Origin of the sequence: Blautia sp. 1001283B150304_161114_C9 (assembly GCF_015668165.1) — a bacterium.
Lineage (GTDB): Bacteria > Bacillota > Clostridia > Lachnospirales > Lachnospiraceae > Blautia_A > Blautia_A wexlerae.
Window position 1 is genome coordinate 559 of the sequence record NZ_JADPGO010000049.1, and the last position, 14,447, is coordinate 15,005.

Annotated in this window: 9 protein-coding genes and 2 pseudogenes; all 11 read left to right on the forward strand. The window is 42.6% G+C overall.

Annotated elements, in window-relative coordinates; genetic code table 11:
• Positions 1-548, forward strand: a pseudogene (locus I4V44_RS16230) (transposase); the annotation flags it as partial.
• Positions 508-1,203, forward strand: a pseudogene (locus tag I4V44_RS18390) (4Fe-4S binding protein); the annotation flags it as partial. The pseudogenes I4V44_RS16230 and I4V44_RS18390, both read left to right, overlap by 41 nt.
• A 190-nt stretch (positions 1,204-1,393) precedes the next feature.
• Positions 1,394-2,380 (forward strand): LacI family DNA-binding transcriptional regulator, encoded by a 987-nt coding sequence (locus I4V44_RS16240; protein WP_196002967.1) that lies wholly within the window; start codon positions 1,394-1,396, stop codon positions 2,378-2,380.
• 458 nt (positions 2,381-2,838) lie between these two features.
• The gene (locus tag I4V44_RS16245; RefSeq protein WP_118331661.1) at positions 2,839-4,101 is read left to right on the forward strand and encodes an ABC transporter substrate-binding protein; all 1,263 of its coding nucleotides are present in this window, start codon (positions 2,839-2,841) and stop codon (positions 4,099-4,101) included.
• Between the two features lie 118 nt (positions 4,102-4,219).
• A complete protein-coding gene (locus I4V44_RS16250) occupies positions 4,220-5,101 on the forward strand; it encodes a carbohydrate ABC transporter permease (RefSeq protein WP_118331662.1) in 882 nt (293 codons plus the stop codon).
• Complete coding sequence (locus tag I4V44_RS16255; protein ID WP_118331663.1) at positions 5,101-5,961, forward strand: carbohydrate ABC transporter permease; 861 nt, start codon at positions 5,101-5,103, stop codon at positions 5,959-5,961. The genes I4V44_RS16250 and I4V44_RS16255 overlap by 1 nt, the downstream gene beginning before the upstream one ends.
• A gap of 112 nt (positions 5,962-6,073) precedes the next feature.
• Entirely contained in the window at positions 6,074-7,567 is a 1,494-nt protein-coding gene (locus I4V44_RS16260) for a glycoside hydrolase family 32 protein (RefSeq protein ID WP_118569011.1), read from the forward strand.
• A 34-nt stretch (positions 7,568-7,601) separates the two neighbouring features.
• A complete protein-coding gene (locus tag I4V44_RS16265; protein ID WP_196002968.1) occupies positions 7,602-9,224 on the forward strand; it encodes a glycoside hydrolase family 13 protein in 1,623 nt (540 codons plus the stop codon).
• Between the two features lie 25 nt (positions 9,225-9,249).
• Positions 9,250-11,199 carry an amylosucrase gene (locus I4V44_RS16270; protein WP_330610663.1) on the forward strand — a complete coding sequence of 650 codons (1,950 nt, stop codon included), beginning with the start codon at positions 9,250-9,252 and terminating at the stop codon, positions 11,197-11,199.
• A 432-nt stretch (positions 11,200-11,631) separates the two neighbouring features.
• Positions 11,632-12,318, forward strand: coding sequence for a YibE/F family protein (locus I4V44_RS16275; protein ID WP_243100014.1), 687 nt, complete (start codon positions 11,632-11,634; stop codon positions 12,316-12,318).
• 148 nt (positions 12,319-12,466) lie between these two features.
• On the forward strand, positions 12,467-14,209 hold the full coding sequence (locus tag I4V44_RS16280) for an IS1182 family transposase (protein ID WP_196002969.1): 1,743 nt from the start codon (positions 12,467-12,469) through the stop codon (positions 14,207-14,209).
• Positions 14,210-14,447: the final 238 nt, after the last annotated feature.

The following is a 14,447-nucleotide window of genomic DNA, read 5'->3' on the forward strand; positions in this document are numbered from 1 at the left end:
GGTACAACCCAATTATGATGTATGCTGTAGTTACCTATGCAAATATGCGGGGAATACGTTCTGTTGACCGTATTGTTGATCTGTGTGAAAGAGACCTTGCTTTTATCTGGCTGACGCGCGGACAAAAACTGAAACGTGATGTTTTTTATGACTTTAAAAACAGGAAGCTGACATCTGATGTCCTGGATGACCTGAATTACCAGTTGATGCGGCGGCTACAGAAAGAAGGGCTGGTCACATTAAAAGAACTTTTTATTGACGGTACAAAGATAGAGGCAAATGCGAACCGTTATACTTTTGTATGGCGCGGAAGCATCAATTACCATCTGGCAGGACTTCTGGACTCTATCGACCAGCTTTTTGAAAAATATAATTCTTTTTTGCAGGAGAATGATTATGGGACAAAGTACGAGCTGGGAAATGCACAGATGTTTGTGATCGAAGGGATGGATAAAGTCCGGGAAGTGATCGAAAAGAACAGAAAACGAAAGCTTGTAAAACATAACCTGTGTCCCCGGCCTGAACTGCTATTCCTGCCCGGGTGCAGTGGGCGCCTGTCCTATCGGCTCTATTCAGGCAGTAGTAGGAAGCTGGAATTTCAAAATGGCATACTATGTGATCGGATTCCTTATTTTCATCGGTGCCCTGCTTGGCCGACTGGTCTGCGGTTTCTTATGCCCTTTCGGTCTGATCCAGGATCTGCTGAATAAGATTCCTTTCCCAAATAAAATCCGCACATTTAAAGGGGACAAACTGCTCCGCAGACTGAAATACGTGATCTTTCTCGTATTCGTTATCCTGCTCCCCATGTTCGTAGTAGATATCATGGGTCAGGGTGCTCCGTATTTCTGCAAACTGATCTGTCCTGCAGGCACACTGGAAGGCGGCATTCCTCTGGTCCTGTTGAATAAATCCATGCGCAGTGCGGTGGGATGACTTTATATATGGAAGAATGGAATTCTGATCATTACGATTATTCTTGCTATCATTATTTATCGTCCATTTTGCAGATATATCTGTCCACTTGGGGCCTTTTATTCGGCCTTTAATTCTGTTTCCGTATTCCGGTACAGCGTGGATAAAGATAAATGCATTCACTGTGGAAAATGTGCAAAAGCCTGCCAGATGGATGCGATTCAATGCGGTATCCGAAGAAAACCACGGACAACTGCAACAGCTTCTGAAGCTCGGTCTGTTGATTAAGATAGGGGGCGGACAGTGGAATTTAAAAATTCATTTTAGGGACGGAAAATACAACATAGTTATTGGTTGACATACTGCATTTACGGGTGATAGAATAAAATTGAACTATGAAACATAGTGAATAAGCCGGATCACCGGATATCATGAATACAGTAATCATGCAGTAAAGAGCAACGAAGGAGATACACATATGGCAACACTCAAGGATGTGGCGAAGGCATCGGGACTGACAGTAGGGACTGTTTCCAGAGTTTTGAATAATAGAGGATATATCAGCGATAAGACACGGGAAAAAGTATATCGGGTAATGAAAGAACTGGATTATCAGCCGAACGAGATGGCCAGATCCCTGTCGAAGCAGAAGAATAATATCATCGGTGTGATTCTGCCGCAAATTGAACATCCTTATTTCGCCAAAGTTCTGAGCAGACTGGAACGGGAAGCTGCGAAACAGGGATATCGTATCATGCTGTTTGTTTCCAGAAATAAAGAAAAACGGGAAGAACAGTGTATCGAGATGTGTAAAAGCGGCAGAGTGGCCGGCGTAGTGCTTTGTAGCGGAAGCTTCGAAACTGAGAAGTTCAGAGGACTGGATTTTCCCCTGATCACACTGGAACGATCTATGGATGAAGGTACTTTGAGTATAGAATGTGATAACTATCAGGGTGGAACAATGGCAACTCAGCATCTGATTGATAAAGAATGTCATAAACTGATGTATATCGGCGGAATGAGTGCAGGTGAAGACGTCCGTATGCCGGCAGATTTCCGTGAAGTGGCGTTTCGTGACACCTGTGCGAAGACGAAGACAGAGAATATTGTCATCGTGACAGAGAAGCAGATGTTTGATTCTATGGAATATTACGAATTTGTCAGGGAGAAACTGATCGAGCATCCAGATGTAGATGGTGTTTTCGCCAGCTCAGATGTGATTGGTGCCTATGTACTGCAGGCCTGTTATGATCTGAATATCGAAGTCCCGGGCAGACTGAAGATCGTAGGATTCGATGATGTGAACATTGCACAGTTTACCAGTCCCGGACTGACTACCATTCATCAGCCCGTAGAACAGATGGCGGAGCAGGCAATCTCGGCAATCGTACAGATCGACGCAGGTAAGGTAGTTCCAACCAAGACAGTATTTCCGGTTACGCTGGTGGAACGTGGAACAACCTGATAAGCTATGCATTGTGAATATCCGTTGGACATAATATAATAAATAATCGGCAGGTATCGAGAAAGATACCTGCTTTTTTATTGCATAAAATGAAACTCCAATGATACCACCGAAGTGCTTTGCATCCCTTCAAGCAGACAGGATAACATCATAATCGGTCATTCAGAAATGTGGGATGTATTTGAAATGAATATAACATACGGTTACTATAAAAATAAGCGAAGTTTTATAGAAAACCAACTCAAATATGTGATAATCCAGTGAAAAAACAAAAACTGAATGTAAAAATGCACAAAAACAGACGATAAAAATAGTGCTATTATAACAAAATGCCTTCGGAACGCAAAAAATATATGACAACCGATTGACATATACAAATCATAATGATAGAATAACACTATCAAGAAAATACGTCGGGGACGTAAAGACAAGCTAAAAAAGCAGGAGGAAAAAAGAAAATGAAAAAACGTATTTCAATGGCACTTGCAATGGCAACTGCAGCAACAATGGCAACTGTATCCGTACCGGCTATGGCGGCGGATGACGTAAACATCACAATCTTCAACTCCAAGATGGAAGTTCAGAGCCAATTCGAAGAAAAAGCTGCTGAATATTCTGAAGAAACAGGTGTTGGCGTAGAAGTTTACTATTCCAGTGATACAGTAGCAGCTCACCTGGCTACCAAATATTCTGCAAACGACCCATACACACTGGCCATGGTAGATGCGAAAGATATCTACTCCCTCGCGAAAGATCACGCGATCGACTTAAGTGATCAGGACTGGGTAAAAGAAACAGATTATGCAATTGGAATTGATGACCAGATCAATGGTTTTCCGACATGTGTAGAGGCTCGTGGACTTATCTACAATGCAGATGCCATTGAAGCTATCACTGGTGAGAAATTTAATCCGGAAGATTACAAAACATTAGATGCATTTAAAGAACTCCTTGAAACTCTGAAAAAAGGAGGAATGGAAACACCTACCGGAATCATGAAAGAAGACTGGTCACTGGCGGCTCACTTCCTTACACAGGTATATGAAGAGCAGCCAGATGTAGAAGAATTCATCAGCGAACTTCACGAAGGAAAAGCAGACCTGATCAACAACGAGAAATTCAATTCCCTTATGGACTTCTTCGATGTAATGATGGAGAACAACTACGCAAAAGATTCTGCAATCGCTGCAGAGCGTGAGACAACAGAAATGATGCTTGCAGAAGGACAGATCGCATTCATGTTCGGCGGTAACTGGGACTGGTCAGTGATTAATGCATATGACTACTCCGAAAACATGGGTATGATGCCTGTACCACAGAACACAGATGACGGTTCCAACGAGAAACTTGTAGGCGGCGGTTCCAAATTCTTTATGATCGACTCCTCTGATGCAACAAGCGATGAACAGCGTCAGGCAGCAAAAGACTTCCTTACATGGCTTGCTGATTCTGAAGAAGGACAGTCCTTCATCGTAAATGACTGTGCACTGATCCCGGCATTCTCCAATAATAAACTGGAAGTAGCTGATCCGCTTGGAAAATCTGTAAAAGAATATGCAGATGCCGGCCAGTTGATCGGTAACTATAACTACATGCCAGATGACAGCATTTCCGTGTGTGGTGCTATCTGCCAGAAATACCTTGCAGGACAGATCGACCGTGCAGAATTCGCATCTGAGATTGAAGATTACTGGAAAAATACAGCTCCTGTAGAGCACTAACATTAAATAAAAGGCATATGCCACCCCGGGAGGCTGCACGCCAGTGTCATGCGGCGTGCAGCCTCTTTCCCTAAAAAGGGAAAAACGGGGATAATAAAAGGGAAAGGGGATCGTTAATATGGAAAGAAACACGATGAAGTATAAAGTAAAACAGTACTTGATGTTCGCCGGTGTTTCCACAGTTCTGTTCTGTGCGGTAGTGATTGTTCCATTTATTTATGGATTATATCTTACATTCACGAGCTGGGACGGTGTCTCAAAAGAAAAGCCTTTCGTAGGGCTTGCAAACTATATATCTACATTTCAGGATGCAGCATACTGGCAGGCACTTGGCCGTACACTTGTTTACTCCGTTATCGCTGTAATTCTGGTAAATGTAGTAGCATTTTTCCTGGCATATCTTCTGACCAGTGGTATTAAAGGTCAGAACTTCTTCCGTGCAGGTTTCTTCATTCCGAACCTGATCGGTGGTATTGTACTTGGTTATGTATGGAAATTCGTATTTAACCGTGCTTTCGTAGCACTTGGCAAATCTTTATCTATCGGAGCACTTTCAACTTCCTGGCTGGCAACCACCAATGGTGCAATGGCCTGCCTGATCATCGTATCTGTATGGCAGTACGCCGGATACATGATGCTGATCTATGTAGCCGGATTCATGAGCGTATCCAAGAGCCTTATGGAAGCTGCACAGATTGATGGATGTACAAAGACTCAGGCAACGATCAACGTAACGATCCCGCTTATGAGATCTTCTTTCGTACAGTGTCTGTTCCTTACAATCACAAGATGCTTCATGGTATACGATGTGAACCTTTCCTTAACAAAGGGCGAGCCGTTCAACTCCTCCGTAATGGCAGCCATGCACGTATACAATCAGGCATTCTCTTATAAGAACTACGGTGTTGGACAGGCAGAAGCCCTTGTTCTGTTCATTGTCTGCGCGATCGTAGGTGTTACTCAGGTTTATATTGGTAAGAAAGGAGAGGTGGCAGCATAATGGATGAAAATAAAAAAGCAGCTCAGAAAAAGAAAATAAGCCATTTTATTACAATAGCAGTGCTGGTCATCTTATTCCTGGCGTTTATCTTCCCGTTTATCATGGTTATTATCAATGCCTTTAAGACCAAAGGTGACATTACAGCAGATCCGCTGGCACTGGTTGGATCTCATGGATTTATCCTTACCAACTTCACAGATGCAATGAAGAAAATGAACTTCGCGACTTCCTTTACGAACTCACTGATCATCACAACTACCTCCACAATTTTGACGATCGTGCTTGCAGCAATGACTGCATTTGTAATTGTGCGTAACAAATGGAAAGCATGTGGACTTCTGTTTTCTGCAATGATCGCTTCCATGGTTATTCCTTTCCAGGTTCTGATGATTCCGCTTGTATCTCTTTACGGTGGTATCTTCGGTATTCTGAACAGTCGTGTGACACTGATCTTCATGCATGTTGGTTTCTCTCTTTCTATGGCAACTTTCATGTTCCACGGAGCTATTCATACAAGTATTCCGCTGGAACTGGAAGAAGCCGCATATATTGATGGATGCAACAGATGGCAGACATACTGGAAAATCGTATTTCCGCTTCTGAAACCAACTATCGCAACTGTAGCAATTATTGATGCCATGGCATTCTGGAATGACTACCTTCTTCCAAGTCTTGTGCTTGCACGTAAAGAGCTGTATACACTTCCAATCGCCACACAGGCATTCTATGGTACATATTCTACAGACCTGGGACTGGTAATGGCTGCCCTCCTTCTGGCTATGCTTCCAATCCTGGTATTATATCTGTTCCTGCAGAGATATATTGTGGAAGGTGTTACTTCCGGAGCTGTAAAAGGCTGATAAATAAAGTTACATGGGGCCCAAAGGCAATTTATGTTTTTGGACCCCTTAACTACTATATTGAGGAAATGGCGAAAAGAGGAATTTTCGCCTGATATTAAGGAGATAGATTATGACAAGTCAGACATTACGCGATGCCAGAAGATATGAAGAGGCAATGGCACAGAACATTACAGACCAGGAGAGACCGGAATTTCATTTATCTCCAAGAGTGGGCTGGATGAATGATCCCAATGGTTTTTCCTATTATAAAGATAAATTCCATCTGTATTATCAGTATTATCCATATGACAGTCAGTGGGGACCTATGCACTGGGGACATGTGGTAAGCGATGATCTCCTTCATTGGGAGTACCTGCCTTCAGCTATTGCACCGGACATGCCGTACGATTATGTGGGATGTTTCTCCGGAAGTGCTATAGAGCTTCCGGACGGTAAACAGCTCTTTATGTACACAGGTGTGCGCAAAGAAGTTCAGCCGGGCGGCGGTGTCCGTGACATCCAGACTCAGTGTCTTGCTACGGGTGATGGAATGGATTATGAAAAAGATCCGAGAAATCCGATCCTTACAGTAGAAGATATGCCGGAGAACAGCAGTCCATTTGATTTCCGTGATCCGAAGATGTGGAAATGCGAGGATGGATCTTACCGCTGTGTAACTGTAAATGACAGAGCAGATGGAACAGGCGGACGTATTCTGCTGTACAGAAGTGAGGATGGATATGACTGGAAGTTTGAATCCATCATGCTTTCCAATGATGGAAGATTCGGAAAGATGTGGGAGTGCCCGGACTTCTTTACTCTGGATGGAAAGGATGTTGTACTGGTAAGCCCGCAGGATATGCTTCCGAAAGACTTTGAATATCATAACGGAGATGGAACACTTTGTCTGATCGGTAAATTCGATGAGACTACGAAAACTTTCATTCCGGAGAGTGATCAGGCTGTAGATTACGGAATTGATTTCTATGCAATGCAGACTGTAGAAGCGCCGGACAGAAGAAGGATCATGATCGGCTGGATGCAGAACTGGGATACCTGCAGCAATAACCGGATTCCGAAGGGAAAATGGTTCGGACAGATGAGTATTCCGCGAGAACTTTCGATTAAAGATGGCCGTCTGATCCAGAAGCCGGTCAGAGAGATCGAGAACCTTCGTACAGATAAAGTAGAATATAAAAATGTAACATTTGAAAATGATCTGAAACTGGACGGTGTATCTGGAAGATGTGTGGATTTGGAACTTACACTTCGTCCGGGAGATACAGAGGATATTTATAAGAAATTTGCAGTACGTTTTGCACAGAATGATCAGTATCATACTGCGGTAAGTTTCCGTCCGTATGAATCAGTCCTGAAGATTGACCGAAAATTCTCCGGTTCCAGAAGAGCGATCATTCATCAGAGAAGAAGCAAGGTGAACAGCCGGAACGGAGAAATCAAACTCCGCCTGATTCTGGACCGTTACAGTGCAGAAATCTTTGTCAATGACGGAGAACATGTGTTGACTGCTACAATCTATACAGACACCTCCGCAGACGGAATTTCCTTCTTTGCAGATGGAAAAGTGGAGATGGATGTTACCAGATATGAATTAAGAAAATAAAAGCAGATGTAACAGACATTAAAGGAGAATTGATATGTTAAAAAAAGACTGGTGGAAAAGTGCCGTAATTTATCAGATATATCCAAGAAGTTTTCAGGACACCAACGGAGATGGATTTGGAGATTTCCAGGGAATTATCAGGAGGCTGCCTTATCTGGAGAAACTGGGGATAGACTGTATCTGGCTCTGCCCGGTGTACCGTTCTCCTCAGGATGATAATGGGTATGATATTTCTGATTACTGTGATGTGGATCCCATGTTCGGAACCATGGCAGATATGGAAGAACTTATCGGGAAAGCCAGGGAACATGGCATTTATATTGTAATGGATTTAGTACTGAATCATTCTTCCGATGAACATAAATGGTTTATAGAAGCGAAAAAGAGCAGGGAAAATCCTTATCATGATTACTATGTATGGCGTGATGGAAAAGAGGGAGTACTTCCCAATGATATGAAAGCTGCTTTCGGCGGTTCTGCATGGGAGTGGGTACCGGAAGTAGAACAGTATTATTTCCATCAGTTTTCTGTGAAACAGCCGGATCTGAACTGGGAGAATCCGAAGCTGAGACAGGAGCTGTGGGATATCATTAATTTCTGGATCGATAAAGGGGTAGGCGGTTTCCGTCTGGATGTTATCGATCTGGTGGGAAAAGTGCCGGATGAGAAGATCACATCCAATGGTCCGAAGCTTCATGAATACATAAAAGAAATGACTGCACATACATTTGTGAGAGATAATCTGATTTCTGTAGGTGAAACCTGGAGTGCTACTCCGGAGATCGCCAAACTGTACAGCAATCCGGACGGCAGTGAACTTTCCATGGTGTTCCAGTTCGAACATATCTGTCTGGATCAGCAGGAGGGCAAGGAGAAATGGGATCTGGCTCCTCTTCCATTCCATAAGTTCAAGGAAGTGTGGAATAAGTGGCAGACAGAACTCTATGGATGTGGATGGAACAGCCTGTTTTGGGATAATCATGATCTTCCGAGAATCGTTTCACGATGGGGAGATGAGGGTCAGTACAGAGAGGAATCTGCGAAAATGCTGGCAACACTTCTTCACGGAATGCAGGGAACTCCGTACATTTACCAGGGGGAAGAACTGGGTATGACCAATGTGAAATATGAGCTTGAGGAATATCGTGATATTGAACTTTTCGGCATGTATAAGGAGCGCAGGGCACAGGGATATACCCATGAAGAGCTGATGGAATCTATCTATGCGAAAACCCGTGACAATGCCCGCACACCGATGCAGTGGGATACTACAGAGCAGGCTGGATTTACAACCGGAAAACCGTGGATTAAGGTAAATCCCAATTATACAGAGATTAATGCTGCAGAGCAGGTAGATCGTGAGAATTCTATTTTTAATTATTATCGTAAACTGATCCAGCTGAGAAAAGAGCTTCCGGTTCTGACAGATGGCAAGTTCACCATGCTGGATATGGATCACAACCAGATCTTCGCATATCTGAGAGATAACGGCGAAGATAAGCTTCTGGTAGTCTGCAACTTCTATGGAAACACAGTTGATTATGCTGTTTCTGAGAAAGCAGAGGATCTGGAGCTTCTGATCGGAAATTATACAGAAGAAAATATGCAGACAGATGTACTGCGTCCTTATGAAGCAAGAATCTATCGGATTCGATAATAGATGGATACGAGGAGAAAAGAAAGTGAATCAGAGGGAAAGAAAGAAAAGAACAGCGAAGACGGAAAGCGCTGTTAAGACAGTTGAAAAAGCAGAGACAGTAAAGGTTGAACAGACGAAGAAAGCTGTTGTTAAGGCTGCAAAAGCAGAAAAAGTTTATAACACACGATTCGAGAAGAAACTGGACGAGCTGCGCTGGCTGTACATGGAACTTTATGGAAACAGCTCCATGTTCGCAGAATTATGTGACCAGATGCACCGCTTCTATGAAGAACGTACAGATGTCCTGAAAAAGCTGGACAGCAAGCGTGAAGCAGATCCTGACTGGTATAAGAAAAACGACATGCTGGGCATGATGTTCTATATCGATAATTTTGCCGGAAATATGAAAGGTGTGGAAAGCAAGATTGACTATCTGGAAAAGAACAATGTTAATTATATTCATCTCATGCCGTTTCTGGATACTCCGAAAGGTCGTTCTGACGGCGGATATGCAGTAGCAGATTTCAGGAAAGTTCAGGAAAATCTGGGAACTATGGATGAACTGGAAGAGCTTACAGGTGCCTGCCATGAGAAAGGCATTAGCGTGTGCATGGATTTCGTTATGAATCATACTTCCGAGGATCATGAGTGGGCGAAAAAAGCCCGCCAGGGAGATGGTGAATATATGAGCCGTTATTTCTTCTATGATAATTCATATATTCCGTCTCTGTATGAGAAAACAGTACCTCAGGTATTCCCGACCACAGCTCCTGGAAATTTCACATGGCTGCCTGAGATCGGACATTATGTAATGACTACATTCTATCCGTATCAGTGGGATTTACACTACAGAAATCCACGTGTGTTCAATGAGATGATGTATAATTTCCTGTTCCTTGCCAATAAAGGAATTGACATTATCCGAATCGATGCAGTGCCGTATATCTGGAAGGAACTGAATACTTCCTGCAGAAACCTGCCACAGGTACATACCATTGTACGTATGATGCGTCTGATCAGTGAGATCGTTTGCCCGGGTATTCTTCTTCTGGGCGAGGTTGTTATGGAGCCGGAGAAGGTAGTTCCTTATTTCGGAACAGTAGAGAAACCGGAATGCCATATGCTTTATAACGTAACGACTATGGCAACAACCTGGCATACAGTTGCCACCAGGGATGTAAGTCTGCTGAAGAAACAGCTGGATATTGTCAATGGTTTACCAAAGGATTATGTATTCCTGAATTATCTGCGCTGCCATGATGATATTGGCTGGGGTCTGGATTATGCCACTCTGAAACAGGAGGGTATTGAGGAGCGTTCCCATAAGAAATATCTGAACGATTATTTTCAGGGTTATACAGGGGAAAGCAACAGCCGCGGAGTCCTTTATAATGAGGATCCTGTAACAGGAGATGCCAGATTCTGCGGAACTACAGCTTCTATGTGCGGAATCGAGAAAGCCGGATTTGAGAAGGACAAAGCTGCCATGAAGAGCGCAATCCAGATGGATGTAATGCTTCATGCATATATGTTCATGCAGTCCGGAATCCCGGTTCTTTACAGCGGAGATGAGATCGGACAGGTCAATGATTACTCTTATAAAAATGACCCGGATAAAGTGCAGGATTCCCGCTATATCCACAGAGGCGCAATGCACTGGGATCTGGCTGCCAGAGCAGATGATCCGAAAACAGTAGAGGGACAGCTCTTCGGACAGCTGGATAAACTGGAAAAGATCCGCAAGAAAGAGAAAGCATTTATGACCAATGCTGATACCTGGACAGTAGAAACCTGGGATAACAGCATTCTCTGCATCGGCCGTTACTACGACGGAGACAAGATCTATGGCCTGTTCAATTTCAGCGAATATGACAAGACTGCATGGATCAACGAAAGAGATGGCCTGTACAAAGACCTCATCACCGGACAGGAGATGGAAGCTGCAGGAGTAAATATCCCGGCATACGGATTCTACTGGCTGAAGAAAGAATAAGATGAAAAATTATGAAGGGATGCCGGAAAATTTCCGGTGTCTCTTTTTTGACTCTTTGTGTCTGTAATTTTAACAAACAATTGTATTTGTTAAGGAAAGAGTAAATGTCTGTCAAACATAAGAAAACTGTATTGTTTTTTGGAAATTTGGGTGCTATGCAGATGCAGCAGCTGAAACATCTGAGAATTAAAAACAGGGTCTGAGAAATCAACTCTATGAAAAGCACAAAATTTACCGGGCTGCTTACGAAAAAGAAGACAGTCCGGTATCTTGTTTATCTTTTACTTGTCTGTATGTTCGCTGTTTTTGTCATTAAATTGAATCAGATGGAAAAAACAGAGCTGGTGGTCCGGACAGGACAGAGAAGGCATTATTTATATCTTTGCGATTATCTATCTGCTGGCTTTCTGTCTGATTGGTGGGAAACAGGGAATTAAGGGATGCCTTGGGTTGATTTTTACATTCTTCTGCGTGATCTTTGTTTATCTGCCGTTGGTATATCTGAAATTTTCACCGTTCTGGACGGCGATGTTTGTATGCTTTATTACAACGTTGGTTACTATGTATCTGATCGGAGGTCCGACACGGAAGACATGTGCAGCGACACTTGGAACACTTGCCGGCGTTGTTCTTGCAGGAATTTCAGCGTGGTGTTTCAGCAAGGCTTCCGGGATTACCGGTTTTAATGTTTCGGATATTGAGACACTGATGACTCTTTGGAACACGAATCGTATCCAGGTTGGCGGATTGCTTTTTTCAGGATTGCTGATCTCCTGTCTGGGAGCAGTGATGGATGTTGCTATGTCCATTAGCAGTGCTATTGATGAAATCTACAGACAGAATACTTCATTAACCCGGAAAGAACTTTTCAAAGCCGGGCTGCGTGTGGGAAGAGACATGATGGGAACAGACAGCAACACACTGATCCTGGCATTTGCAGGAAGCAGTGTCAGTACACTTCTTCTGGATTATTCTTATGATCTTCCGTATCAGCAGATCATTAATTCCAATAATATTGGTATTGCGATCATGCAGGGACTGGCGGGAAGCTTCGGGATCGTGCTTTCTGTACCGTTTACTGTACTAATCTGTACGATACTTTTTCATAAGAGTAAATAATACAGGGGGTTGTCGGGAAATAGATAGTTCCAAAGCAGAGAGGGTATGACTCACAACGAGTCATACCCTCTCTGAATTTATCTGAAAAAAGAAAAAAAGATGGCTAACGACAACCATCTTTCGCTCCGTTACATGTTATAATGTAACTATGCTAACAACTAATTATTATAACGATTTTTTTGAGTTTGGGCAACAGAAAATTAACTTTAGTTTCTTCGAATTGAGTTTACCTGATGACGATCCAGTCTATACCCTGAAAAAAGTGATGGAGGAATTAGATTTTTCTGGCTTGTTAGCCAATTGTTCAGATAAGGGAAGAACCGGATACAACCCAATTATGATGTATGCTGTAGTTACCTATGCAAATATGCGGGGAATACGTTCTGTTGACCGTATTGTTGATCTGTGTGAAAGAGACCTTGCTTTTATCTGGCTGACGCGCGGACAAAAACCGAAACGTGATGCTTTTTATGACTTTAAAAACAGGAAGCTGACATCTGATGTCCTGGATGACCTGAATTACCAGTTTATGCGGCGGCTGCAGAAAGAAGGGCTGGTCACATTAAAAGAACTTTTTATTGACGGTACAAAGATAGAGGCAAATGCGAACCGTTATACTTTTGTATGGCGCGGAAGCATCAATTATCATCTGGCAGGACTTCTGGACTCTATTGACCAGCTTTTTGAAAAATATAATTCTTTTTTGCAGGAGAATGATTATGGGACAAAGTACGAGCTGGGAAATGCACAGATGTTTGTGATCGAAGGGATGGATAAAGTCCGGGAAGTGATCGAAAAGAACAGAAAACGAAAGCTTGTAAAACATAAAAAGCTTTCAAATAACCGTATTATAGAGATCGATAACTGTTCACCGCTTGAAATACGGAAACTCCAGAACAATCTCACGATGATCGCAGACAACGAGGGAATCGAATTCGTTTACGGAAAAGGAAAAAGAAAACCTGCACTTCAACAGCTGCATGAGGAACTGGAACAATGCGGAAAACGACTGATGGAATATAAAGAATGCTTTGAGATCATGGGAAAAGACAGAAACAGTTATTCCAAAACAGATCTGGAAGCGAATTTTATGCGTATGAAAGAAGATCACATGTTGAACGGACAGTTAAAGCCAGCATATAATGTTCAGATCGCGGTAGAGAATTATTTTATCGTACATGGATATGTAAGCAGCGACCGCACCGATTATAATACCCTGATCCTGGTCCTTGAAAAACATAAGAATGCTTTCGGGAGTATTCTGGAAGAAGTAACTGCGGACAGCGGGTACTGTAGTGAAAAAAATCTGCTTTATTTAAAACGGAATGAAATATCCAGTTATATAAAACTGCAGGATCATGAAAAGCGAAAAACATGCGCTTATTCAGAAGATATCAGTAAATATTACAACATGAGGACAGGGATTTTTGAAGATGAACAGTTCTATATCTGCCATGACGGACGTGAACTGCGGCATCTCAGGACAGAGAGCAAAGAGCAGGATGGATATACACAGACCTTTGAGGTATATGGTTGTGCAGACTGCAGCGGATGTGAACATAAAGCGCGCTGTCTGTATAAGTATGATGCGGAAAAAGATGCCGAAAAGAACAAAGTCATGAAGATCAATGAACAATGGGAGGAACTGAAAGAAAGATCGCATGCCAATATCCAGAGTGAACGCGGGATCCTGAAACGCCAGACACGTACCATTCAGACGGAAGGACATTTTGGAGATATCAAGGAAAATGAGAACTTCCGGCGTTTTAATTACCGTTCGGCAGATAAGGTATATAAAGAATTCATGCTGTATGCTATTGGAAGAAATATAAATAAATATCATCGTTTTTTATACGAAAAACTGAGAAAATTTGAAGGAAAAACTGCCTAGAAAAAAATGCGGCTGAAAAAATCCAAACAAGGATTTTTTGCGGCCAAAAACAGAAAGTATTTATCAAAATAAAAATATCCTGAACAAGTTGCAGAGCCAGAAAGCTCTGTAACTGTCAGGATATTTTTGTTTGGACTGTCAGCTCTAAAAAACGTTATTTACCGACAGACAATCATGAGAAAATCTCACCACAATAAATGAAAACTGGATACTAGCTATACGTTATGTAGTGGTATAC

What these genes read in the sequence shown, in the direction of transcription:
- I4V44_RS16240 (WP_196002967.1), top strand. Translation starts at nt 1,394, where the DNA reads ATGGCAACACTCAAGGATGTGGCGAAGGCATCGGGACTGACAGTAGGG.
- I4V44_RS16245 (WP_118331661.1), top strand. Translation starts at nt 2,839, where the DNA reads ATGAAAAAACGTATTTCAATGGCACTTGCAATGGCAACTGCAGCAACA.
- I4V44_RS16250 (WP_118331662.1), top strand. Translation starts at nt 4,220, where the DNA reads ATGGAAAGAAACACGATGAAGTATAAAGTAAAACAGTACTTGATGTTC.
- I4V44_RS16255 (WP_118331663.1), top strand. Translation starts at nt 5,101, where the DNA reads ATGGATGAAAATAAAAAAGCAGCTCAGAAAAAGAAAATAAGCCATTTT.
- I4V44_RS16260 (WP_118569011.1), top strand. Translation starts at nt 6,074, where the DNA reads ATGACAAGTCAGACATTACGCGATGCCAGAAGATATGAAGAGGCAATG.
- I4V44_RS16265 (WP_196002968.1), top strand. Translation starts at nt 7,602, where the DNA reads ATGTTAAAAAAAGACTGGTGGAAAAGTGCCGTAATTTATCAGATATAT.
- I4V44_RS16280 (WP_196002969.1), top strand. Translation starts at nt 12,467, where the DNA reads ATGCTAACAACTAATTATTATAACGATTTTTTTGAGTTTGGGCAACAG.